Here is a 24,689-nt window from a genome sequence, read left to right on the forward strand (position 1 = left end):
GGAAATGGAATGAACATTCATGAGATGTCACCACTAGAGGTGCAAGCAGCAATTGAAAACAAGGAAGGCTATAAAGTTATTGATGTCCGTGAGCCGATGGAAGTAGAGGCTGGAAGAATTCCTGAATCTATCAATATTCCTTTGGGGGAGATTCCAGAGAGCATAGCTAAGCTTGATAAAGACGGGAAATATATCCTTGTTTGCAGGTCAGGTGCTCGAAGTTTTAATGCAACTTTATTCCTTGCATCAAAAGGCTTTCATGTAACAAACATGGCTGGCGGGATGATGGATTGGAATGGACCTGTCTCATCAGATTTGGAAGGGGTGTACGAAGGATGATTAAAACAGATCAAGTTTTAGACGCAAAAGGGCTTGCTTGTCCAATGCCGATTGTAAAAACAAAGAAGACAATAACTAATATGGAACCTGGTCAAGTACTAGAGGTTCAAGCAACAGATAAAGGTTCTACTGCAGACTTAAAAGCATGGACGGAGCGAGTTGGTCATCAATATTTGGGAACGGTGGAAGAGTCGGGGACGCTACACCATTATGTTCGTAAAACTACGGATTCAGAAGAAAAGCAGGAAACAACGTATGAGGTAGTTGTAAACAATGATGAACTTCAACGGAAGCTTGAGTCGTCGGAAGATCTGACGGTAGTTGATGTCCGGGAAGAAGCAGAGTATTCCTTCAATCATATTCCAGGTGCGATATCGATTCCAATGGGAGAATTGGACAACCGCCTTGATGAGCTAGGGAAAGATGATGAAATTTATGTAATCTGTCGTACTGGTACACGTAGTGATCTAGCTGCACAAAAGCTTGCTGATCGAGGATTCAACAAGGTAACGAATGTTGTGCCAGGTATGAGTGACTGGAATGGTCCAACAGAAAAAAGTATTGGGTAATGATTTTGCAAATTATTTCAGGGTGAAAAAAATTTTAACTAGAATATACTGTAGGGGGTATATATGATGGCGATTAGGGAAATGGACGCTAAAGAAGTTACGAGGAAAGTAATGAACAAAAAGGAATTATTTATTTTAGATGTTCGGAATGAAGATGCGTTTAGTGATTGGAAAATTGAAGGGGAAAACTTAACACACTTAAACGTACCGTACTTTGATTTACTTGACGGACTTGATGAAATAAAAGATCAGCTACCTTCTGACAAAGAGATTTTAGTTGTTTGTGCGAAAGAGGGCTCGTCTATTATGGTCGCAGAAATGCTCTCTGATGAAGGCTATGAAGCTGCTTATTTAAAAGGTGGCATGAAAGCATGGAGTGAGCATTTAGAGCCAGTTAAGGTTGGGGACCTTGCAGATGGGGGCGAAATGTACCAGTTTGTAAGAATCGGGAAAGGTTGTTTATCTTATATGGTTGTTTCGAACGGTGAAGCTGCCATCATCGATGCAACAAGAATGACAGATGTATTTATTGATTTTGCAGATAGTCTAGGGGTTCAGATTAAGCATGTATTTGATACGCATTTACACGCAGACCACATTTCAGGTGGAAGAATGATTGCAGAAAAAACTGGTGCAGTTTACTGGCTACCACCAAAAGATGCGGAGGAAGTTCAATTCTCTTATGAACCATTAGTAGATGGAAATGATGTGAAAATAGGGAACACAACGATTAATATCCACCCCCTATACTCACCAGGGCACACCATTGGTTCCACATCATTTGTCGTTGATGAGAAATATTTGTTATCAGGGGATATCTTGTTTGTAGATTCTATCGGGCGGCCTGATTTAGCTGGTTTAGCAGAGGATTGGGTTGGTGACTTACGAGAAACTTTATACGAAAGATATAAGGAATTGTCGGATGAACTAATGGTTCTTCCTGCACACTTTATGATTATAGATGAGTTAAATGATGATGGTAGTGTTGGGGAAAAATTAGGTGTCCTGTTTGCAGAGAATCATGGATTGAATATTGAGAATGAAGCCGAGTTCCGTAGTTTAGTCACGGATAATTTACCACCTCAACCAAATGCGTATCAAGAAATTCGTAAGACAAATATGGGTAAGATTACACCAGATGAAGAAGAGCAGCGTGAAATGGAAATTGGTCCTAACCGCTGTGCAGTGAGATAAAAAAGTTCCGGGACCTGGTCCCCGAACAAAAATTCGGGGACCAGGTCCCGCACAATTTTGTGAAATTTTATTCTAAAACAGGAGTGATTATTAATGAGTTTCAATACAGATATTTTATTAGACGCAAAAGGGTTAGCATGTCCTATGCCAATCGTAAAGACAAAAAAAGAAATGGATAAAATAGAGTCAGGGCAGGTGATTGAAATCCATGCTACAGATAAGGGGGCAAAGGCTGACCTTACTGCGTGGGCAAAGTCTGGTGGGCATGAACTATTAGGACATGAGGAAGAAAATGGTGTCTATATATTCTGGATTAAAAAAGGATAACTAAAAAACACTAGGGGCAAACTCAATGAAACCCTATTATCAAAATACTAGAAAACACTGTGCTAGTACGGAGTGTATTCCACATTCCACTGGCACAGTGCTTTTTTAATCTACAATTTATGTTGTTCATCGATATAGTACCTCTATTCAGCAACTTCGATTTTCTTTCATATAGATCGTTTTTTTACTACCTTTTCTACCCCGAATGAAGTGTATGATAATAGTATAAGAAAATAGATTAATTTTAGAGAGGTGTTCCGTTCACATGACAACAAGACTATTAAATCCATCAGAATTACCCATTCTAGATCACTTACACAATCCCTTTGAATTTTTAGAAGGGAGCAAGGTGAAGGATCACCATGACTGGAGTAAACGTAAAGAGGAGTTAAAATCCCTCATTCAACATTATCAATACGGTTTTTTTCCTGAATCTCCTATAGTAGCTGCAGTGCGCAGTGGGAATACATTGACGATTAATCTAGAGTTGGGAGAAAGGAAAGCTGCTTTTGACGCAACCATCTCATTTCCTGAGAATCAAGACGGACCATTTCCCGTTGTTATACATACAGGACAATTGGACGAGTCGGTCTTTCATCCCCGTGGTTATGCACTTATTTATTTCACCCCAAAAGATGTTGCATTAGATGATAAGTCTAAAAGAGAGGGTGCTTTTTACCAACTGTACCCGAACACAAAAGCAGGCAATTTAGTTGCATGGGGCTGGGGGTATCAACGAGTCATCGATGCTCTGGAAGCTATACCTGAAATTGATAAGGATCAAATCGTGATCACTGGGCATTCTCGTTTTGGAAAGTCAGCCCTCGTAGGTGGAATTTTTGATGAGCGAGTAGCTATTACGGTTCCAGCTTCCTCAGGACTAGTAGGAGCCGGGAATTATCGCTACTTTTATGAAAACGAGGGTGCGAATGAGAAGATAGAGAATATCGTAGGTTTTGCTCCGCATTGGTTTACGGAGTTGTTTGGAGAATTTGTTTCAGAACCTAGAAGATTACCATTCGACCAACATGAGGTACTGAGCCTAATAGCCCCAAGAGGTTTATTGTTAGTAGAGGGAACAGAAGATTATTGGTGTAATCCAAGAGGAACAGCATTATCCTTTACAGCAGCTAAAAAGGTGTTTGATTTTCTAGGTGTATCGAAAAATGTGGCCATTAATTATAGGCCAGGTGATCATCCAATGAAGCAGGAAGACTTTATTGCTATTTTGGATTTTGCAGACTTTTATTTTCAACGAAAAGAAGTAGACAGACAATTTCATTCTCACCCGTACAAAATTGAAACGAAAGCAATTCCTTGGATAAAATAGATAGTCGTATTATGTTCAATCGAAAAATAGAAAAGGATTGGTTGGGGAAATGAAGGGAGTCTCACCTTCATTCCCTCTCCCAAATTCCCTTCCCTTCTGAAATTACTCCTTTAACTGTGGGCTGTGTCGGTGTAATTGTTGAGTGCTTCTAGTAACTCATGATATTGAGCAGGATCTTCAAATCGATTCTCCAGCCAATTGGACTGCACCCAATTCTTTAAATCCTCTGGGTTATTGAAAAACTCTCCGGTAGTATCTGCGTTCCGCAGCATATATCGTCCATTATCCTCATCAATGATAACCTCACATGGCCAAGCACCATCTTTTGCTTTAATCTCAAATTCCATTTTCATATCCCACCTAACTTTTACATGATTAAAATACATTAATAAAAACGATTCATATTTCGGTTGAAGGAAGCCGTAGACTTGCAGACTGCAAAAACGTCCATCTGAAGTTAAAAAATAATCATTAAACGTAGTTTGTATGTTTGCCAAAGAAATTACACAATATTTCAGAAAATAGTAACGCAATAGTTTTATTGTGATAATTGAAATGATGCCGTGGAACTGGAATAATTACGATTAAGATTAATAAAAAAAATTTTGTCACGGTCCTCAGTGGGAAGAATGATTTCCTGCTGAGGTTTTTTCTTATGTTTATGATTAATCCAATAATGGTTATAGGAGCATATAACTGCTTTAGATTGTCCAGAAACATTTAAATATTTCCAACCTGTGAAAACTCTCATATAAAAGTTTTTTTTACAAAACATAACTTGAAAGACAAACAGTTCATATTCCTTGACTAACTTGTATATACAAATTATTATATTTGATGAATAATTAAACTTGTATATACAAGATACCAGGTGCGCCATATTAATATCAAAAATGAATGCACCATGTAATTATTTATTTTTTAATTCTATTGAAAACGGTAACAGGGGGAGATAAAGAATGAGTCAGTATAGAGATGCTGCAGAAAACATTATTGCTGCCTTAGGTGGGAAAGACAATATTGACGCTGCTACACATTGTGTAACGAGGCTGCGACTCGTATTGAAAGATGAAGGACAAGTAGATCAAGATGCTCTAAGTGCCATTGACCTTGTTAAAGGGAATTTCTCAACAAACGGTCAATATCAAGTGGTGATCGGACAAGGGACAGTAGACAAAGTCTATAAAGAAATGGTCGCTATTACGGGAATTGGTGAACTTTCAAAAGAAGAAGTGAAGGAAGTTGCTGGGAAAAAGTTGAATCCACTTCAACGTGCCATTAAAACATTGGCAGATATCTTTATCCCGATCTTACCAGCCATTGTTACTGCTGGTTTATTGATGGGGATTAACAATATCCTAACAGCACCAGATATATTTTTCGATGGACAATCCATCATTGATGTCTATCCGCAATGGGCTGATATCGCAGGAATTATTAACTTAATTGCAAACACCGCCTTCGTGTTCCTGCCAGGTTTGATTGGTTGGTCGGCAGTTAACCGTTTTGGCGGAAGTCCATTGTTGGGTATCGTGTTAGGTCTTATGCTTGTTCACCCAGACTTATTGAATGCTTGGGGCTATGCGGAAGCAAGTACTTCAGGAGATGTACCACATTGGAATATCTTCGGAATGGACGTAGCCCAACTTGGTTACCAAGGACAAGTACTTCCAATTTTGATCGCATCGTATGTGTTAGCTGTGATTGAGAAGTTCTTAAGAAAACGCATTCCAGACGCATTCCAGCTATTAACTGTAGCACCAATAGCGTTGTTAGTAACTGGTTTCCTAGCATTTATGTTCATTGGACCAGTAACTTTCACTATCGGTAACGGAATTACGGCTCTATTCACAGGTATATTCGACAACTTCGCAGTACTAGGTGGTTTATTATACGGAGCAATTTACGCACCATTAGTTATTACAGGTATGCACCATACATTCCTTGCAGTTGACTTGCAACTTATCGGTACGATTGGTGGAACATTCCTATGGCCAATCTTAGCACTGTCAAACATTGCGCAAGGATCTGCAGCAATGGGAGTATTGCTTGCATCAAAAGATGAAAAATTAAAAGGTTTATCCATGACTTCTGGTATCTCAGCTTATTTAGGAATTACTGAACCAGCTATGTTTGGTGTTAACCTACGCTATCGTTTCCCATTCATCTGCGCGATAATCGGTTCAGCGATTGGAGCTATGTTTATTACGTGGAATGGCGTAATGGCATCGTCCGTAGGTGTCGGAGGACTTCCAGCTATCTTCTCCATTATGAGTGAATTTTGGATCTCCTTCTTGATCGGGATGGCAATCGCTTTTGTAGTACCTTTAGTACTAACTTACCTTTATGCAAAAACAAGGCGTGTCGATTTTTAATTAGTTTTCAAATGACCATATGGACGAGAACCGGCGGCAAGCACCATTAGCTTGCCGGACGGTCTCGTTTTACTATATTGCTCGGGAAATAATTAAACAAAATACGACACATTGAGACTTTTTCAACATAATGAAACAAAAACTTTACATCGGTGGTGTTTGCAAAATGAAAATGAACGAATGGTGGAGGAAGTCAGTCGTCTATCAAATCTATCCAAAAAGTTTTAACGACACAACAGGAAATGGTGTTGGGGATATTGAAGGGATTATTCAAAAATTAGATTACTTAAAAGAACTAGGTGTCGATGTCGTCTGGCTAACACCTATATACGCCTCTCCACAAAAGGACAATGGCTACGATATCAGTGATTACTTCTCTATTCATCATGAATATGGAACGATGGAAGACTTCGATCGATTATTGGAGGAAGCTCACAAACGTGGATTGAAGATCATTATGGATATTGTTGTTAACCACACGTCCACGGAGCATGAATGGTTTGTAAAGTCAAAACAAAGTAAGGACAATCCTTACCGCGATTTTTACATATGGAAAGATCCAGTGGACGGAGCTGAACCAACTAACTGGATATCAAAGTTCGGTGGTAGTGCCTGGGAATACGATGAGAAAACAGGCCAATATTATCTTCACTTATTTGATGTTACCCAAGGGGATCTAAATTGGGAAAACGAAACAGTTCGTAAAGAAATTTATGATATGATGCATTTCTGGTTTAAAAAAGGTGTCGATGGCTTCCGCCTTGATGTAATCAATTTAATCTCCAAGGACCAAAGTTTTCCGAACGACGATGGTTCAGTACCTCCAGGAGATGGCCGAAAATTCTATACAGACGGCCCGAGGGTTCATGAGTTTATGCAGGAGATGAACAAAGAGGTTTTCTCCAAATACGACATCATGACTGTCGGGGAAATGTCTTCTACAACAATTGATAATTGTATTAAATACACCAACCCTGATCGTAACGAGCTTAGTATGACATTCAATTTCCATCATCTGAAAGTAGATTATCCTAACGGAGAGAAATGGGCTATAGGTGATGTGGATTTCCAAGCACTGAAGGATATCCTTTCTACATGGCAAGTGGAAATGCACAAAGGAGGAGGATGGAATGCACTGTTTTGGTGTAACCATGACCAACCTCGCGTTGTCACTCGATATGGAGATGATGGTAAATACCACAAGGAATCGGGGAAAATGCTTGCGACTCTGATCCATATGATGCAAGGAACTCCTTATATCTATCAGGGGGAAGAGTTTGGAATGACGAACCCTAAGTTCGACAAAATTGAAGACTATCGTGATGTGGAAACGAAGAACTATTACCGAATTATGAAGGAACAAGGGAAATCTGAGGAAGAAATCATGGCTATTATTAAAGAAAAATCACGTGATAATTCTCGTACTCCAGTCCAGTGGAATCGAGAAGAGCACGGTGGCTTCACAACAGGGACTCCTTGGATTCCAGTTGCAGACAACTACACAGAAGTGAATGCAGAAGCAGGGCTAGCTGATAAGGATTCCATTTTCTATCACTATCAAAAGCTCATTCAACTTCGTAAGGAATATGACATTATCACCTATGGGGATTATGAATTAATCGCTCCTAACGATCCATCTGTCTTTGCCTATGTGCGAAATGGGGACGGAGAAAAACTTGTAGTCCTAAATAACTTCTACGGGGAAGAAACATCATTTGATGTCTTGAAGGAAATGGGAGGAACGTCAGCGACTACATCTGACGGAAAGTTTTCATGGAGCATCCTGTTATCTAATTACGATGACTCAGATGTGCCAGACGAGAATAATCCCGTTACGTTACGACCATATGAATCCGTTGTGTATTATTTAAAGAAATAGCTCTGTTAAAGGATAATGTTGATATCCAATACTTTTGATTTTTTGTGGAAGGTATACCTGTCTCTTCCTCTACGAGCAAATGCTTCGTAGCGTATCCGTCGAGACAACTCGAAGCTTACTCGTGATGTTTATGCTCGTTCCTGCGGGATTAAAGGCAGGGGTAAGACCCCGCAGATGCAGAGCATTGAGGAGGCTTACCAGCCGCCCGCGGAAAGCGAGTACCTGTAACAAAAAATCAACATCTAAGTTTAACAGAGCCAAAGAAATAACAAGAGTTAGTTTAAATAAGATGATGAGATGAGTAACGGAACCAATGCAATGGGCCAGGTTAATTGGTCCTTGTATTGGTTTTTGTTGGAGATAGGTCATAAAAGAGCAAACATTAAGGAAACTCAAGCCCGATCGAATCATGATCTGGCTCGAATTCCACTAATTCCACCAACAATTCTTGAAGTTCCATCTACCCGAGAAAGCTGTAAATTGCTACAACCTTCATGCGAGCGGAAGAAAAAGAAAACTCCTTTACACACGAGCACCTTTCACTTGTCTTTCTTTCAATTCTAATCTCCGACGATGTAAAATCGGCTCAGTATATCCACTTGGTTGATTAGTGCCTTCAAACACTAAATCGCATGCAGCTTGGAAAGCAATGGATGCCATATAATCACTAGACATTGGATCATAATCTGGATCGCTAGCATTCTGATTATCGACGACCTTTGCCATACGCTCCATCGTTTCAACTACTTGATCCCGAGTACATATTCCATGGCGGAGCCAGTTGGCAATATGCTGACTGGAAATTCGTAAAGTTGCACGATCTTCCATTAGGGCAACATTATTAATATCTGGTACCTTAGAACAGCCTACACCATGATTGATCCAGCGAACAACATAACCAAGAATACCTTGAGCGTTATTATCAAGCTCATTCTGGATTTCAGCTTCTGTCCAATTTATTTCTGCAGCTAGAGGAACTTCCAGCATATGATTCACTAATTCTTCTTGGCGTGTAGAAGAGAGAGCCTCTTCTATGTCATTTTGAACCTTTGTTACCTCTAACTTGTGATAATGAAGGGCATGTAACGTAGCTGCAGTTGGTGATGGAACCCATGCAGTGTTGGCGCCAGCTGTTAAATGACCTATTTTTTGCTCTAGCATGGAGGCCATTAAATCTGGCATAGCCCACATCCCTTTTCCGATTTGAGCGCTACCTTTAAAACCACTCTGTAGGCCAACAGCAACATTAGCCTCTTCATAAGCTAGGAGCCAGCTTGAAGATTTCATTTCATTTTTGCGTATCATAGGCCCTGCGTCCATGGACGTATGGATTTCATCTCCTGTTCGGTCTAAAAATCCAGTGTTGATGAATACCACCCGTTTTTTTACTTCGTTAATACAAGCCTTCAAGTTCATGGACGTTCGTCTTTCTTCGTCCATTACACCGATTTTTATCGTATGACGATCAAGTCCAAGCATATCTTCCACACGGTTAAATAGCTCATTTGAAAAAGCAACTTCTTCGGATCCGTGCATTTTAGGTTTTACTAAATAAATAGATCCTTTACGTGAGTTTTTCAACGGAGAGTTTCCAAGTAAATCATGTTTTGCAATAAGAGATGTAACAACGGCATCCATGATTCCTTCTGGCGTTTCTTCACCTTCCGCTGTTAAAACCGCATTTGTTGTCATTAAGTGTCCCACATTCCGAATGAACTGGAGCGAACGGCCAGGTAAGGTGAAGCTGTAGTTACCGTTTCCTGGAGCTTTGTACTCCCTGTCTTCCGTCAACGTTCTTGTGACAGTGCTCTTCCCTTTTGAAAAAGTTTCCGTTAAATTTCCCTTCATCAGCCCGAGTAGGTTGGAGTAGACAATTGTTTTGTCCTCCGCATCTACTGCAGCCACTGAATCCTCGCAATCCATGATGGTAGTTAGTGCGGACTCCAAAACAATATCCTTCACGCCAGCCTTATCAGTTTTTCCTACAGGGTGACTTGGATCGAACTGCACTTCGATATGAAGTCCATTATTGACGAATAGAATTGATTCAATCTGATCATGGTTGCCTGTGAAACCTCTTAATTGATCAGGGTCCATGATCGTAGTTGTATTACCATTCTCCAACTCTACAGAAATCTCTTTCCCCTTCAACTTATATGCAATTGCGCTCTTATGGGAAGCATTCAGTAAAGGTACAGCTTCATCAAGGAATTCCCGGCCAAACTGAATGACTTTGTCTCCGCGAATAGGATTATAATCGCCTTCCTTAGTTGCCCCATCCTCTTCACTTATAACATCAGTTCCATATAATGCGTCGTAAAGGCTACCCCAGCGTGCATTTGCAGCATTCAAGGCATACCGAGCGTTGTTTACTGGTACAACGAGCTGAGGTCCTGCTTGAGCAGTGATTTCATCATCTACATTATTTGTTGTGATTTTGAAATCACCCACGGTTGTTTCTAAATACCCGATATTTTGCAAAAACTGTTTGTAGTTATCTGAATCAAATGATCCTTGGTTTTCCTGATGCCACTCTTTAATCTCCTGTTGTAAAGTTTCACGTTTTCCTAACAGTGCTTTATTTTTTGGCATAAAATCATGCAATAATTTCTCATAATCCTTCCAAAATGATGTTTCGGAGACTCCGGATTCAGGAAGAGCCTCCTTATTAATAAAGTTATACAACACTTCAGCGACTTGTATCTTACCAATTGATACGTAATTGCTCACCTTTTATTTCCCCCTAGCGCATTTGCTTTTCTAATTGTAGTTTTATTCTATAATAGAAAGGGAAATGAAAAAAATACATATTATTCATAGGCGTTATGCAATTTAGTTATGAGGAGGAAGTGGCCATGGATATCCGCCAATTAGAATATTTTCGGGAAGTAGCAGTACACTTAAGTTTTACAAAGGCAGCAGCTAAATTGCATGTCTCCCAGCCATCCCTGAGTAAGTCAATCAAAAATTTAGAATCGGAACTAGGAGTACCATTGTTTTATCGATCAAGTAAAACGTTAGACCTAACAGATGCAGGAAAAGCAGTCTTGGCTCATGCTAAACATGTTCTCGGAGCCTTTGAAAATATGGCATCAGAACTCTCGGACATTACGGAATATAAAAAGGGGGAGATGAAGATTGGTATTCCACCGATTGTGGGGGCGGCCTTTTTTTCTAAGTTGATTAGTTCATTTAAAGAGGCTTTCCCTCAAGTAGATATTACCTTAACAGAAGTGGGGTCAAAGGCTATTAAGGAAGGAATTCAAGCAGGTGATCTAGACGTTGGACTAGTCTGTAATATACCTTTAGAGAATGATAGCTTTGAAGCAATAGAACTGACAAAGGAACCGTTACTTCTTGTGGTTCATGAGGAACACCATTTGGTGGGAAAAAATAAAGTGGTGCTCAATGATCTCAAAGAAGAATCGTTTATTTTATATCGTAAGGACTTCACCTTGCATGACAGGATGATGGAACAGTTTGTGAAACGAGATTTTCAACCAAATGTGGTCTGTGAAAGCTCGCAGCGAGATTTCATGCTTGAGATGGTTGGGGCAAAACTTGGAGTGGCCCTTTTACCTAAAACGATTGCAGAAAATCCAGGGGAACTTCCATTGAAGGCTATACCTATATCTGATATTGAAATTAATTTAGAGCTAGGTGTCATCTGGAAGAAAAACAAGTATCTTTCCTATGTCGTTCGCCAGTTCATCGAGATGACTAGAGAATTGGATAGTGATGAGAAGCAGGGCACATAGAAGAGAGGCTCCGTCAGGAAACCTAAAAAAATATACGCCTTAAGACTTAGTTAAAATACTTCTGCAGGCAAATGATCCTTCTCTTAAACAGGATTACAATGGTATTGGAAAATCAATCCAACGATAGGAACACATTACAATCCCCATGACATACATTCACGACATTCCTATAAAAAATATCGTCGGTTGGATAAATCTAATACCTATGTTAAGAGAGAAGGAGAACTTATGAATTTATTAAAATTTATTGTCCGCAGAAAAGTTTTAGTCGGGTTAATGGCAGTATTAGTTGTTTTAACTGGAAGCTATGCCATGATGAAGTTAGATAAAGAATTAATGCCATCCATTGATTTTGATGGGGGGTATGTGGAGATCAGCGCTGGTGACCTGTCAGCAACAGAAGTGGAAAGGACGATAACTAGTTTACTAGAGAGACAGCTTCAGACAATTGATGGTGTGGATCGTATCCAATCCACCTCTTCGATTGGGAGAAGTTCCATTCATATGACATTTGAAAGTGGACTTGGAGAGGAACTGATTAAAGAAGTTGAATCGGTGGTTAATAGTACAACATCTGATATAGCAAATATCAATTACATGGAAACTGGTCGATATGGAACGAATCAAAGCTATGAGTTTTTCATGGATCTAGCCGATGGGCATATGGAGGAATTGACTGAGTTTGCAGAAACAGTGTTGCAACCACGTTTGGAGGCACTCCCAGAGGTGAGAGATGTTTTCCTTGGTGGAGTTGTGGAAAACGAGATTTCCATTGCCTTTCACCGTGACAAGTTAACGGATAAAGGCCTGGATATAACGCAAGTAATTGGATTAATCCAAGAAAATAATCGGGAGGCGACACTTGGAGAGCTCTCTGGAGAAACAGATTCCCCATTACTCCGTTGGACAACTGGCTTGGAAAGTCTAGATTCGGTTAAAAATATGACGATCCCTACTCCAGAAGGGTTTATCCAACTAGATGAAATTGCAACTGTGTCTCTAGAGCCACTTGCCAGTACATCACATGTTTGGAAAAACGGATCAAAGGACTTTATTTTTGTGCAAATCGGAAGAGTATCCGATGTAACGCAGATTGACATGGCTGAAGCTATTCGTGCTGAGCTTCATGCAATAGAAGAGGAAGGACTAGTCAAGGATTTCACAATGAATGAAATTGTGGCGCAAGCAGACTATGTTCAAGAAGCTATAGATGGCGTGAGCTCAAATATATTAATTGGAGCTATCCTTGCATTAGTCATTTTACTGTTGTTTTTACGAAATGTTCGAGCCACATTCATCATCGGGACCGCCATTCCTACATCGGTTTTATTAACGTTCCTTGCAATGTGGTTATTCGATTATAGTTTTAACATGCTGACCCTCATTGCCCTTGGGCTGGGAATTGGTATGATGGTAGACGCAGCGATTGTGATATTAGAGTCCATTTATAGGAAAAAGGAAGAGGGATTAGTAAACTTTGAAGCAGTGATTGAAGGGGTAAAGGAGGTTGCTACTCCAGTTTTTGCCTCCATGTTAACGACAATTGTGGTATTTGTTCCGATTGGTCTCGTTGGAGGAGAAATGGGAGAGTTCGTCCTTATCTTGTCAGCAGTTGTGGCAATTACACTTATTAGCTCCGTTGTTATCGCCTTTACGTTGATCCCTACTCTTGCCGAGAAATTCCTAAAGCTAAAGCAACCGAGGGATCATGCAAAGAATAATGCTGGAGATTATACAAGAAAAGAAGGTATGATTCTTAGGTCATACAGCCGTCTTGTCGCTTGGATTGTTAGGAAAAAACGATGGAGCATTGCTATCATAGCGATTTTCTTTTCCATCTTTGTTGGGTCCCTATTCCTTGTTAGTAAGGTCCCGATGACCATTATGCCTGATGTTTTAAATAGATATGCTGAGGTTGGAATCGATGTAGATAATGGAATGACAGTGGAGGAAAAGGACGCCCTGATTCATGATATCCATGCCTCCTTATCGGATATTGAAGATGTGGAGACAAACTATATTTTGGATAATGGTGGATTATTATATGCCATTATTAATATGACAAAAGATGATGATATTACGCAAGACCAGAAGTCAGTTAATGAAGAAATTATGCGCTCCTTACGAGATTTGGAGGAAGAGCATCCTGTAAATGCTGTGTTTAATGCCATGGACGGCGGCGGTGGATACCCTGTACAAGTAAATGTAAAGGGCGACGATTTTGATGAGCTTCAAACCATTACAGCTAATTTGATGGAAAAATTAAATGATGTTGATGGAATGGTGGGGCTTACGAACTCTATTGAGCGAACGTCAATTGAAGAATTAGTGCAAATGAAAGAGGATGAAATAGAGGACGCAGGCTTAACGGTTATGCAAATTAGACAGGTAATCGAAGAAGCCTTTATAGAAATGCCAGTTGCAGAAATGAATGTAGAAGGATCTACTGTCCCCCTTATTGTGAAATGGGCAGAAACAATGGACTTAAAGGAGCAGCTTCTTGATCTTACTGTTTCAACAATTGATGGGGAAAGGAAGTTATCAGACTTTATCACGTTGACAAGTACGAACACACCAAATGAAATAAGGCGTGTGGATGGGGAGCGATTTGCTTCTATATCAGCGGATATTGAGGACCGTGACCTAGGATCTGTCAACCGTGACATCCAAAATATCATTGATGATTTTACCGTACCGACAGGATATAGTGTTGCAGTAGCAGGGGACTTGGAGCAGCAGCAGGAACTCATCATGGAGATGCTTCTCGTTTTTGCCATCGCGCTCTTCCTAGTTTATTTCGTGATGGCTGTCCAATTTAACCATTTTCTGCACCCAATCATCGTGATGTCAGTAATTCCGATGACACTGGTGGGAGCGATTGCTGGACTCTTTATCACGCAACGGGAACTTAGTATCATGTCAGCAATGGGGTTAGTGATGCTTGTAGGTATTGTATTGAATAATGCCATATTATTAATCGACAGGACCAATAAGCTAAGGTTAGAAGGATATGGTGTGGAGGACGCATTAATTATTGCGGGGAAAAATCGAATCCGGCCAATATTCATGACGACACTAACAACAGCAGGTGGAATGCTTCCATTGGCGATTGCATCCGGGGCATCAGGAAATTATCAAGCACCAATGGCCACAGTGATTATCTCAGGCTTACTCTTTGCAACATTAATTACATTAGTACTTATTCCAGCCGTGTACCGTTTATTTAATGCAACAGGTAAAGGAATAAGCAAAGTCTTCCGTTTTAAAAAACAAGAGGAAACAAATAAAGAATCAAGAGCAGCAAGCTAAAAGACTCGATGTCGCTTTGCTCTTATAGAAAGTGACTACTAAAAAGATAATTAAATCAAATCATGTCCACGTTAACAATGGGAAGAGCATCTGAAATTTCAGCTGCTTTTTTCTATTAGTGTGTCTTGTATTAGTGAGCAATGAGGAATCCGGAATCCGAAACATGGGTTGATATATTAGATAAGGGGAGAAATTACCCTTATATAAGAATTTGGACTGAAAATAGTGAAAATAGATGGAGAAATTCCCGTTATTTACTTGATAACCATGATAATTTGAGTTCTTTGTAGGCTTAAAGGGAAAAACTCCCCTTATTTATACCTAACTAAGCTAGATTTTCTAGTTTAGAGGGAAAAATTCCACTTATTCAAAGTATCTTTGGTCAAAAAAATAAGGAGAGGAGAATTCTTCGTATGATCTTATGTAAATAGAAATGAAACCAACTATTTGAAACCTATCCATGGTACTAATCGTCTACTATATAAAGGATTTTTTGTTAAATACGAGATAGTAAGTAAACGCATACACAACCTCAGAATTTTTTAAAACCTAGTGCGCATGATTAGATATCACTCTTTTTTAAGGATGATTAATATGGATAAAATCAAAGAATTACTTAAAGAGCTCACATTAAAAGAAAAGGCCAGTCTTTGTTCAGGTGCTGACATGTGGCATACAAAGGCGATTGAGAGACTTGATATTCCATCTATAATGGTATCTGATGGTCCACATGGATTACGGAGGCAACCTGAAGGAGCGGATCAGTTTGGGTTGCACAAAAGTGTGCCTGCAACGTGCTTCCCTACAGCTAGTGCATTAGCCTGTAGCTGGAACCCTAAGCTCATTTATGAAGTTGGAGAGACGATTGCTGAGGAGTGTAAAGCAGAGGGAGTTTCTGTACTTTTAGGTCCAGGTATTAACATTAAACGCAATCCACTATGTGGGCGGAATTTTGAATATTATTCAGAAGACCCTTATCTGTCTGGAAAAATGGGAACAGCATTTATCCAAGGTGTACAATCTAAGGGGATTGGAACGTCCTTAAAACATTTTGCTGTGAATAATCAGGAAAACAACCGTATGACAATTAATGCAGTGGTAGATGAGCGAGCATTAAGGGAAATCTATTTATCTGGTTTCGAGATGGCTGTAAAGGAAACGCAACCATGGACAGTCATGTGTGCCTATAACAAGGTTAATGGAACGTATGCAAGTGAAAATAGGAAACTATTAACGGACATATTAGTAGATGAGTGGAACTTTGATGGCGTTGTTGTTTCTGACTGGGGTGCAGTGAACGATAGAGTGCAAGGGCTTCAGGCAGGGTTACAACTGGAAATGCCTGGCGGTGGCAAAGATAATGATAGAAAAATTGTAGAGGCAGTAAAAAATGGTTCACTCTCCATGGAAGAGTTGGATGCTGCGGTTGAAAAACTCTTAACACTTATTTTTAACAGTGAAAAAAATAAGGAAGTAAGCAGTTATGATGTGGAGGAACACCATCAAAAAGCAGTAAAGGCAGCAGAAGAATCGGCTGTTCTATTAAAAAATGAAGAGGCCATTCTACCACTTCAGGATCATGAAAAGGGTGCTAAAAAAATTGCTGTTCTAGGGGATTTAGCTGTTAACCCAAGGTATCAAGGCAGTGGTAGCTCCTTGATAAATCCAACTAGGTTAAAAAGTATCCATCAAGTTTTTTCAGAAAAAGGCATTGAATTCGACTATGCTAAGGGTTACGACAGATTAGTGGATAAAACGGACATTGATTTAGTCTATGAAGCAGCAGAAATAGTGAAAGATACTGATGTAGTTATCATTGTAGCTGGTCTCTCGGCCTTAGCTGAATCGGAAGGATTCGATAGGGAGCATATGGACTTGCCTCACAATCAAAATGATCTTATTAAGGAAATTACATCGATACACGACAACGTTATCATCGTTCTTGTAGGGGGAGCTCCTATTGAAATGCCGTGGATCAACGGTATCAAAGGTCTGCTCAATATGTATTTATCAGGGCAAGGTGGTGCAGAAGCTACCTTTGATTTACTGTTCGGTCATGCGAATCCGAGTGGTAAATTAGGGGAGACATACGGAGAAAAATATAAGGATTACCCATCGGGGAAATACTTTCCTGAAGGCCCGTCAACTGTAGAATATAGGGAAAGCATTTATGTTGGATATCGTTATTTTGATAAGGTTAAGCTGGAACCTCTATTTCCATTCGGTCATGGGTTGTCATATACAAGTTTCGAGTTTTCCAATTTGGTTTTATCCAAGAAGGAGTTGTCTGTTGGTGAGAAGCTCACGGTAAAAGTGGATGTCACCAACACTGGAAGTCGAGAGGGCGCAGAAGTCGTACAGCTTTACGTTAAGCATAAAAATTCAAGTGTATTTAAAGCTGAGAAGGAACTGAAGGGCTTTGATAAAGTTAGCTTGAATCCTGGAGAAACAAAGCAGTGTGAGTTTGTATTAGATGAAAATGCGTTCCGTTTTTACTATACAAAAGATGCAAGATGGTGCGTGGAAAGTGGCGATTATGAGATTTTGGTAGGTTCATCAAGCAGAGATATTCATCTTACAGGTGGAGTAACAGTTCATGGTGTTGATCTTATCGGTCATGAGGAATGGCAAGAAGCCGAAAGTCCTTACACGGCGCCAACTGTTCCATTTCAAGCATCAGACCGTGATTTTTCAGTTATTTTCGGAGAAACTCTCCCAACAAAAGCAGTGTTTCCAGGTGAAAGCTTTACGTATGACTCAACCTTAAAGGATATTTCAAGGACTTATCTTGGGAAAAAAGTCTATGGTGCCGTTATGAAGCAAGTGATGACACCAACAAAGAGCCAGGATGGAGAAGTTGTGTTATCTGAAAACGAATTAGTAACAAATCATATGATGGAAAAAATGCTTCCACATAACCCGTTGAGGAGCTTAGTTATATCTAGTAATGGAAAACTGACCTATGGGATGCTGGACGGTTTGTTGTTGATTTTAAATAAGAAACGGCTAAAAGGCGGCGGGAAGCTAGTGTTAGAGGTAGTGAAGAATCTAATGCCGTAGTAAAGCTGAAATCGGTTCTTACAAATGAAGACTGAAATGGGCTCGCGTCACTGTTTGAGTCTCCATTCTGTGGAAATGAAGACTGAAATCGACACTCCGCGCAGTTTGAGTCTCCATTCTGTGGAAATGAAGACTGAAATCGTCACTCCGCGCAGTTTCAGTCTCCATTCTGTGGAAATGAAGACTGAAATCGACACTCCGTGAAGTTTGAGTCTCCATTCTTGGAAAATGAAGACTGAAATCGACACTCCGTGCAGTTTGAGTCTCCATTCTGTGAGAATGAAGACTGAAATCGGTTCTCGCAGCAGTTTGAGTCTCCATTCTTGGAAAATGAAGACTGAAATCGTCACTCCGCGCAGTTTGAGTCTTCATTCTAATCTGAGGCAGTTGGGATCACGCATCGAATTCAATATTAATAAGACTATTTATTAAATGGATCATATTTCAATTGTGTTCCGCAAAATAATTCAAAAAATTCCGTAATTTAATAGAGGAAAAAACACCATTGTTATCGTAATTAGTTATTATCGATTCCGTAATGGTGTTTTTTTACTTTAACTGGAGGATATTTAGTAGATAATTAGAACGTGATTTAGTGCAACAATCTATCGAAGGGGGTGGTGACATGAGCAAATTAGATGATTTGAAAATGATACTCGAGTCTCCTTTTGATGAAGGGAGATTTTATCAATTAGTAGATATGCTCTTAAATAAGCCCCAATTGAAAAAAGCGCAACCTCATGAAGCCCAACACACCCCACAGGCAGACACAAATTCAATAGATGCAATCACAGTATATGGGACATATCTAGATCGAGAAGCCCAATCAATGATTATATTAATAGTTAGACTAAATGGAGAAAATTCGACGCTAGATAAGCGAGATCGCCAGGCTATTAGCAAAGTATTGGAGTCTGCAGGCTGTCAAAGAGGACTGGCCGCAGTTTATTCCCCAAACTTTGAAAGATGGAAACTAAGTTTTTTGTGTATACGTAAAGAAGGATACCAGTCTATCAAAGGAGGGAAAGGGGTTTTCTCCAACACCCCTCTTCTATCTCGTAAATCTTATCGACTAGGTCCTGGTGAAAGGACAAACTACCCTTATGAAATATTAGCTGAGTTGAATAAGAAAAACTCAAGTTTTCGCATAGTAGAATTGGAGAAAGTCTTTAGCAATGAAAAGCTAGATAAGTTGTTTATGAACCAGTACAAAACAAAATACGAAAAGCTAAAATCCCATTTAGAGAAAAATCAACTTGAGTTTATGCACTTCGGGAACTTGGAAAGAAAAAAGTTTTCACAGTTAGCAAATCAGTTATTAATACAACTCATGTTTAACTGTTTTCTCCGGCAATCCTCACAAGACATCAGCATATTGCACAAGTCTAAAGGGAGTTTTGGGATAGCATCAATGGAGGAGGCAGCATCTCTTGATGGTGATGGGGTTATCACACGAGATACGTTGCAGTTGATAGAGGCGGAGACTTTAAACTCATTTCAACTATTTCCATTTGCTTCAGAAGGAGACCCTTTAGATGAAGACATTGGGATAAAGCCTGAAGCACTAGGAAGAGTTTATGAGGAGTTTATAGAAAAAGGGGAACGGATTTCTAAAGGGACTTTCTATACTCCACGGGAAATTGTTATTCATATGTGTCGTGATAGCTTGTCCAGTTTTTTATCAAGTAAGCTAAAAGTGAAAAGGGAGCTAGTTACTCAATTTATTACACGGGACACGTTCAATACTGCGGAGGAGATCTATCATTTCCTGCCAGATGTGCTTGTTAGCAACCTCGAAGAAATGGATCATGCTTTAAAAAATATAAAAGTTGCGGATTTAGCAGTGGGAGCCGGAGCGTTTCCTATTGAAATAGTCACAGAAATCGTTCGTATAAGAAGTGCAATTACAGAGTATTTCATAATGACTGGAGGAGAAAGTGACGCAAATAGGTTAGAAGGAGCCCGTTCCATTTTTCAGCTGAAAATAGATGCAATCTCAGCTATCTTTGCTGTAGATGTGGAGGATAAGGCGGTAGATATTACAAAGAAGCGGCTTTGGTTATGGCTAACAGAAGGCCGACGATGGATTGATGAGAAACAACTGTGGAGTCACTTCCACAAGCTAGGAGAGAATATTATTGTAGGAAATAGCCTCCTTGATGAGTTGGAAAAGGACTGCATTTTTCAAAACAAAAGGTTTGATATCGTCATTGGAAATCCGCCATATATAGACTCTGAAACGATGATGCTCACAGGATTGCGAGACGAGCGAGAGGATATTGCAAGGAAGTACCGCCTTACTAAAGGTAATTGGGACATGTATATTGCTTTCTTTGAGAGGGGCTTTGACCTGTTATCAAATCATGGTGTCCTCAGCTTTATCACACCCGACAAGTGGATCGCAAAACCCTTCGGGAAGAAGTTGAGGAGCGAAATGCTCCCTCACTTTGACAGTTTTTTAAAGGCGGGGCGGGGTGTTTTTGGAAGTGCAAATGTGGACGCTATCGTAACTCAGATTACTAAGGGGCCGAGGTCTGACATTCGTATTTATGATTTGGAAAAACCACATGGGAAGATTCGCGACAAAGGGACAGTCAACAAGGGAGTTCTGGCAGCAAATCACACTTTCGATGTGCTGTTTTCAAATTACATTGATCTCCTTTCTAAAATAGAGGAAAATTCATACCCCCTAGGGAACATATATACATGTGAAAATGCCTGTGCCACATCAGATGCTTATAAGCTTAAAGAAATATTATGTGATGCTATGACTCTGAATACTGACGCAGTACTTGAGGTGGAGCCGTCCCAATATTATCAGGTGATGAATACAGGAACTATAGGGCGTTACATTGGGAAATGGGGAAGGCGCCCGATGGTGTATTTGAAGGACAAATATGCTTTTCCTGTTGTGGAGAAAACAAAGTTTGAGAAACTTTTTCCTAAATCCTATTCTAAGAAAGCGTCCCGTCCGAAAATTATGATTAAAGGCCTAACCTTACTTGATGCCTGTTTGGATCAAGATGGGGTGGTGGTACCTGGGAAAACAACATTAATGATTGCAGATGAGCGGGTGGATAAGCTGAAGTTTTTACTTGGTTTTATTAACTCGAAGCTCGCTTTTTTCTATATTAAGGAAAAATATGCCTCTGCAAGCTATAATGGAGGGATTAATTTTACAAAGTCCATGATAAACAGCCTGCCATTAAAGAAGCTATCTGGACGAGAAGAACGTGAAATAGTGAAATTGGTAGATGAGATCGTGCGTATGAAAACAGATGATGTGAATGATGATACAACTGTGCATGAACGAGCTATTGATCGTATCATTTATAGTTGGTATGGTTTATCAGAAGACGAAATCAAAATAGTTGAGGGTGATTAAAAGTTGGCAGAGATCAAATATGAGGTAGAAAAGCATTTAGGTAAGGTTTCAGAAAATGCCAAAGGATGGACGAAAGAGCTTAATTTAGTGAGTTGGAATGGTCGTGAACCAAAATATGACCTACGTGACTGGGCACCGGAGAAAGAAAAGATGGGGAAAGGTGTTACTTTGTCCTTTGATGAATTAAAAGAACTAAAAGAGATTTTAAACGGAATGGAAGAGTTAAAGTAGAGAGTTTTCGTTACCAGGTAATGTTGCGCGTAGGCAACATTACCTGGTAACTTTAAAGGGAGATGGGGAGATTGTCGAAGAAAGATATGTTTTTTATTTCAGCAATTATTGTGCTTCTTTTCTTTTCTGTAATCAATTTCAACAAAATTAGTAATCTGGAAAACAACTTAAATCGAGTGAATTATCTACATTATGATGTGGAGGATGTCTATAATGCAGTCCATAGTATCTCATATGAAATAGATACAAAGCTGGAGGAATTTTTGGAGGAGCAGCTTTGGATAAGGGAAAAAAGTTACCTGGTAACGCAGGTGGATTTGGATCGAGAAACTATTGATGTTTTGATGGAATGGAGCATTCGGGACTTACAAGAAGGAGAGGAAGTTTCCTTATTGTATAGGGAAGAATCAGAACAAGAGTGGACTGAGTTACCAGTTAACACTACAAATGGATTGAACTTTAGTGTAGAGCATACATTTCAGCTTACGAAAAATTATGAAACGCAAGTGGTGGCATCCTCAGAGGAGATGACAAGAGGTGAAGGACTCCTTGAGTTAATGTTTGATGCCTATATGAATGACCGTGTTGGGATTCATGCAGATGCCTATCGATTCGACGATAATACAATAAATATTAGTATTGATATTTTCAATACTCTGGAACATGAATGGTTGCAGGAGCACAATAAGAATGACTTCAAAATCATCAAAGCAAATGCCTATTTATATTACGAAGAAGACACCTTATTGTGGGAGTCAGATTTACTCGAGGACAATGAGGATAATTTTTTAGATTCATATCATGAAAATATTTATTTCCACCCTCTTGTAGAGATCGAAGAGGAGTTTAAGGAAGAAGTGGATAAAATGAAGCTTCACGTTGTAGTGGTAGATGGCTTAGGGTTAATTTATGAGACCGTGACGAATGTAATTGAATAATAATGGTTTAGTAGATTAGTTGATATGTGTATTGATTTGATCTTGCAGCCATTTTGTTACACCTGGATGTGGAAGGTAGGCAGCCCCTTCATAATGATGGGGGATGCCTTCCAGTATTTCAGGAAGCTTCTTGGATGTATAATAGCCTTCGCTTAAAAAAACTGGAATAGCAATCACCATCCTATTCCCATCACGACTTAATTTTTTTCCAGTCTTATAGATGGTGTCAGGAAGGACAGTAGCAAAGGCTGCATCTCCGAAACCGAATTTATTCTTAAAATGTGTAACTATTCGTTCCAATGTTGATTCCCAAACTTCTTGGAAGCCTTGTCGGTTACTTCCGTGAGCCATAAGGAGAAGGCTTTCTTTAGCAGGGGTGGTACTTAAGGAACGAATTCTATCCTCCAAGACTTGTAAGATCTGTGGATGGCAATCCATGGCTTGTGTCCATGTAATTGTAGCCTTTGGAAAAATCAGCTCTATGTCTGATTGAAAAGCTGGTGTATTTAATACTCCAAGGGCATATTTAATTTCATTCAGGTGTGTACTTCCAGAGGAGACGAAGAAGGGGATAACAATAATGTCTGTTACACTTAGTTTCTCCAGGTAGCGAACACCATCAGCAATGCTTCTCCCTTCAACTAGCTCGAGATAACCAATTGTAACGGGGACGGACGTTTCAATTGCATTTACTGCGTTCTCGATTAATTTAATCCACTCCTGATTTCTTGAGCCATGTGCGATGACTAAAACACCAGTTTTCTTATTCATGTCGTTAGTTTTCATGGGTAACGCCCCTTTTTTATAAGGCTCTGTTAAACTTAGATGTTGATTTTTTGTTACAGGTACTCGCTTTCCGCGGGCGGCTGGTAAGCCTCCTCGATGCTTTGCATCTGCGGGGTCTTCCCCCTGCCTTTAATCCCGCAGGAGTCTCATACCTTCCACAAAAAATCAAAAGTGTTAAATATCAAAATTATCCTTTAACAGAGCTTTTTATAAAGAAATTGATCTAGGATCTCATTATGGATTAGGCCTTGTGGTAATTCACATTTGTGCATAGTTCAGTGCAGGTAACTCTTTTTCTTTAAACCACGCTATTTTCTCACGGAGTTGAACGACTTCACCAACAACGATAATTGCTGGAGACTTGAACTGTTTTTTCTCCACTTCCTCTACGATGTTTTTTAATGTACCAACGATGGTTTCCTGTTCCGTAGTTGTTCCCCAACGAACGAGGGCAACAGGGGTGTCTGGGGAACGACCGTGTGTGATCAGTTTCTCTTTGATCATGCGTATGTTTCCAACACCCATGTAAAAAACGAGTGTATCGATGGAGGTGGCTAGTTTATCCCACTGAATCTCCTTTTTTTCTCCACCATCCGTTCGTTTGTGTGCTGTAATAAAGGCACAGGAAGAGCTAAAGTCGCGATGGGTGAGTGGTATTCCTGCATATGCCGTTGCGGCGATGCCCGATGTAATTCCAGGAACAATCTCGAAGGGGACATCATAGGCTCTGCAATGCTCAGCTTCTTCACCTACTCTTCCAAAAATAGTAGGATCGCCACCTTTTAAACGTACTACTGTCTTCCCCCTAAGTGCGTGTTTAACTAAAATAGCGTTAATTTCATGCTGAGGGATCGTATGTCGATCAGGCATTTTTCCACAGTAAATGAGTTCTGTCAGTGGAGTAGCGTAGTCTAGAAGCCCTTTGTTAACGAGGCGATCGTAGACAATGACATCAGCTTTCTGGATAGCTTTCATCCCCTTCACAGTAATTAAATCAGGATCACCTGGACCAGCTCCAACAAGATATACTTTACCTTTTTTCATTTCCGTTTCCCCCTTGATAATAAAGATTAATTATATGAAATAATAATCAACTATATAATTGAGGCCACTGAAAAGTGTAAATATTGATTTTTATTAATGCATCAATATTCAAGAATTCTTATATAAGGAAAGCCGATGAGACCGGAGCAAGCGAGACTCCTGCGG

18 protein-coding genes are annotated in these 24,689 nt (G+C 39.8%); 13 read left to right on the forward strand and 5 right to left on the reverse strand.

Features of this window, described 5'->3' with window-relative positions; all coding sequences use genetic code 11:
* The first annotated feature begins 9 nt into the window (after positions 1 to 9).
* The 5 genes from BW724_RS05200 to BW724_RS05220 all read left to right on the forward strand — a co-directional run bounded on the left by BW724_RS05200 (position 10) and on the right by BW724_RS05220 (position 3,759).
* The gene (locus BW724_RS05200) at positions 10 to 339 is read left to right on the forward strand and encodes a rhodanese-like domain-containing protein (RefSeq protein WP_176371307.1); all 330 of its coding nucleotides are present in this window, start codon (positions 10 to 12) and stop codon (positions 337 to 339) included.
* Positions 336 to 908 carry a sulfurtransferase TusA family protein gene (locus tag BW724_RS05205; protein WP_088074169.1) on the forward strand — a complete coding sequence of 191 codons (573 nt, stop codon included), beginning with the start codon at positions 336 to 338 and terminating at the stop codon, positions 906 to 908. Before BW724_RS05200 ends, BW724_RS05205 begins: the two co-directional genes overlap by 4 nt.
* A gap of 66 nt (positions 909 to 974) precedes the next feature.
* On the forward strand, positions 975 to 2,102 hold the full coding sequence (locus BW724_RS05210) for an MBL fold metallo-hydrolase (RefSeq protein ID WP_088074170.1): 1,128 nt from the start codon (positions 975 to 977) through the stop codon (positions 2,100 to 2,102).
* 93 nt (positions 2,103 to 2,195) lie between these two features.
* Entirely contained in the window at positions 2,196 to 2,429 is a 234-nt protein-coding gene (locus BW724_RS05215; RefSeq protein WP_088074171.1) for a sulfurtransferase TusA family protein, read from the forward strand.
* A gap of 265 nt (positions 2,430 to 2,694) precedes the next feature.
* Positions 2,695 to 3,759: a glucuronyl esterase domain-containing protein gene (locus BW724_RS05220; RefSeq protein ID WP_088074172.1), complete on the forward strand. Its 1,065-nt coding sequence runs from the start codon at positions 2,695 to 2,697 to the stop codon at positions 3,757 to 3,759.
* Between the two features lie 110 nt (positions 3,760 to 3,869).
* Here BW724_RS05220 and BW724_RS05225 read toward each other — a convergent pair whose 3' ends face one another.
* Positions 3,870 to 4,106 (reverse strand): hypothetical protein, encoded by a 237-nt coding sequence (locus BW724_RS05225; RefSeq protein WP_088074173.1) that lies wholly within the window; start codon positions 4,104 to 4,106, stop codon positions 3,870 to 3,872.
* Positions 4,107 to 4,718: 612 nt separating this feature from the next.
* Between BW724_RS05225 and treP the strand changes: the two genes are divergently transcribed.
* Together treP and treC are read left to right on the forward strand one after the other, a co-directional pair.
* Positions 4,719 to 6,134 carry a PTS system trehalose-specific EIIBC component gene (treP, locus tag BW724_RS05230; RefSeq protein WP_088074174.1) on the forward strand — a complete coding sequence of 472 codons (1,416 nt, stop codon included), beginning with the start codon at positions 4,719 to 4,721 and terminating at the stop codon, positions 6,132 to 6,134.
* Between the two features lie 166 nt (positions 6,135 to 6,300).
* On the forward strand, positions 6,301 to 8,013 hold the full coding sequence (gene treC / locus BW724_RS05235; RefSeq protein WP_088074175.1) for an alpha,alpha-phosphotrehalase: 1,713 nt from the start codon (positions 6,301 to 6,303) through the stop codon (positions 8,011 to 8,013).
* A 522-nt stretch (positions 8,014 to 8,535) separates the two neighbouring features.
* Here treC and BW724_RS05240 read toward each other — a convergent pair.
* A complete protein-coding gene (locus BW724_RS05240) occupies positions 8,536 to 10,743 on the reverse strand; it encodes a malate synthase G (protein WP_088074176.1) in 2,208 nt (735 codons plus the stop codon).
* Positions 10,744 to 10,868: 125 nt separating this feature from the next.
* Here BW724_RS05240 and BW724_RS05245 point away from each other — a divergent pair, with 125 nt between their 5' ends.
* From BW724_RS05245 to BW724_RS05255, 3 genes are all read left to right on the forward strand, one after another.
* A complete protein-coding gene (locus BW724_RS05245; RefSeq protein WP_088074177.1) occupies positions 10,869 to 11,771 on the forward strand; it encodes a LysR family transcriptional regulator in 903 nt (300 codons plus the stop codon).
* 228 nt (positions 11,772 to 11,999) lie between these two features.
* Positions 12,000 to 15,080, forward strand: coding sequence for an efflux RND transporter permease subunit (locus BW724_RS05250; protein ID WP_088074179.1), 3,081 nt, complete (start codon positions 12,000 to 12,002; stop codon positions 15,078 to 15,080).
* Between the two features lie 594 nt (positions 15,081 to 15,674).
* Entirely contained in the window at positions 15,675 to 18,140 is a 2,466-nt protein-coding gene (locus BW724_RS05255; protein WP_088074180.1) for a glycoside hydrolase family 3 C-terminal domain-containing protein, read from the forward strand.
* Positions 18,141 to 18,158: 18 nt separating this feature from the next.
* Here the strand turns inward: BW724_RS05255 and BW724_RS23170 are convergent, their stop codons facing one another.
* Positions 18,159 to 18,512 (reverse strand): hypothetical protein, encoded by a 354-nt coding sequence (locus BW724_RS23170; protein ID WP_140354911.1) that lies wholly within the window; start codon positions 18,510 to 18,512, stop codon positions 18,159 to 18,161.
* A gap of 253 nt (positions 18,513 to 18,765) precedes the next feature.
* Here BW724_RS23170 and BW724_RS05260 point away from each other — a divergent pair, with 253 nt between their 5' ends.
* From BW724_RS05260 to BW724_RS05270, 3 genes are all read left to right on the forward strand, one after another.
* Complete coding sequence (locus BW724_RS05260; RefSeq protein ID WP_088074181.1) at positions 18,766 to 21,525, forward strand: Eco57I restriction-modification methylase domain-containing protein; 2,760 nt, start codon at positions 18,766 to 18,768, stop codon at positions 21,523 to 21,525.
* Between the two features lie 3 nt (positions 21,526 to 21,528).
* Positions 21,529 to 21,756 carry a YdbC family protein gene (locus BW724_RS05265; protein ID WP_088074182.1) on the forward strand — a complete coding sequence of 76 codons (228 nt, stop codon included), beginning with the start codon at positions 21,529 to 21,531 and terminating at the stop codon, positions 21,754 to 21,756.
* 71 nt (positions 21,757 to 21,827) lie between these two features.
* On the forward strand, positions 21,828 to 22,694 hold the full coding sequence (locus BW724_RS05270) for a hypothetical protein (RefSeq protein WP_088074183.1): 867 nt from the start codon (positions 21,828 to 21,830) through the stop codon (positions 22,692 to 22,694).
* Positions 22,695 to 22,709: 15 nt separating this feature from the next.
* On the opposite strand, the gene BW724_RS05275 is transcribed toward BW724_RS05270, so the two are convergent.
* Complete coding sequence (locus tag BW724_RS05275) at positions 22,710 to 23,480, reverse strand: sirohydrochlorin chelatase (RefSeq protein WP_235848906.1); 771 nt, start codon at positions 23,478 to 23,480, stop codon at positions 22,710 to 22,712.
* 258 nt (positions 23,481 to 23,738) lie between these two features.
* The gene (cobA, locus tag BW724_RS05280) at positions 23,739 to 24,524 is read right to left on the reverse strand and encodes a uroporphyrinogen-III C-methyltransferase (protein ID WP_088074184.1); all 786 of its coding nucleotides are present in this window, start codon (positions 24,522 to 24,524) and stop codon (positions 23,739 to 23,741) included.
* Positions 24,525 to 24,689 lie beyond the last annotated feature (165 nt).

This window comes from Litchfieldia alkalitelluris, from assembly GCF_002153425.1.
In the GTDB taxonomy this organism is placed as follows: Bacteria; Bacillota; Bacilli; order Bacillales; family Salisediminibacteriaceae; genus Evansella; species Evansella alkalicola.

Bases quoted from the DNA above. Each gene is read 5' to 3' on its own strand.
- BW724_RS05215 (WP_088074171.1), top strand. From the start codon at position 2,196: ATGAGTTTCAATACAGATATTTTATTAGACGCAAAAGGGTTAGCATGT.
- BW724_RS05210 (WP_088074170.1), top strand. From the start codon at position 975: ATGGCGATTAGGGAAATGGACGCTAAAGAAGTTACGAGGAAAGTAATG.
- treC (WP_088074175.1), top strand. From the start codon at position 6,301: ATGAAAATGAACGAATGGTGGAGGAAGTCAGTCGTCTATCAAATCTAT.
- BW724_RS05255 (WP_088074180.1), top strand. From the start codon at position 15,675: ATGGATAAAATCAAAGAATTACTTAAAGAGCTCACATTAAAAGAAAAG.
- BW724_RS05250 (WP_088074179.1), top strand. From the start codon at position 12,000: ATGAATTTATTAAAATTTATTGTCCGCAGAAAAGTTTTAGTCGGGTTA.
- BW724_RS05260 (WP_088074181.1), top strand. From the start codon at position 18,766: ATGAGCAAATTAGATGATTTGAAAATGATACTCGAGTCTCCTTTTGAT.
- treP (WP_088074174.1), top strand. From the start codon at position 4,719: ATGAGTCAGTATAGAGATGCTGCAGAAAACATTATTGCTGCCTTAGGT.
- BW724_RS05275 (WP_235848906.1), bottom strand. From the start codon at position 23,480: ATGAAAACTAACGACATGAATAAGAAAACTGGTGTTTTAGTCATCGCA.
- BW724_RS05245 (WP_088074177.1), top strand. From the start codon at position 10,869: ATGGATATCCGCCAATTAGAATATTTTCGGGAAGTAGCAGTACACTTA.
- BW724_RS05225 (WP_088074173.1), bottom strand. From the start codon at position 4,106: ATGGAATTTGAGATTAAAGCAAAAGATGGTGCTTGGCCATGTGAGGTT.
- BW724_RS05205 (WP_088074169.1), top strand. From the start codon at position 336: ATGATTAAAACAGATCAAGTTTTAGACGCAAAAGGGCTTGCTTGTCCA.
- BW724_RS05200 (WP_176371307.1), top strand. From the start codon at position 10: ATGAACATTCATGAGATGTCACCACTAGAGGTGCAAGCAGCAATTGAA.
- BW724_RS23170 (WP_140354911.1), bottom strand. From the start codon at position 18,512: ATGAAGACTCAAACTGCGCGGAGTGACGATTTCAGTCTTCATTTTCCA.
- cobA (WP_088074184.1), bottom strand. From the start codon at position 24,524: ATGAAAAAAGGTAAAGTATATCTTGTTGGAGCTGGTCCAGGTGATCCT.
- BW724_RS05220 (WP_088074172.1), top strand. From the start codon at position 2,695: ATGACAACAAGACTATTAAATCCATCAGAATTACCCATTCTAGATCAC.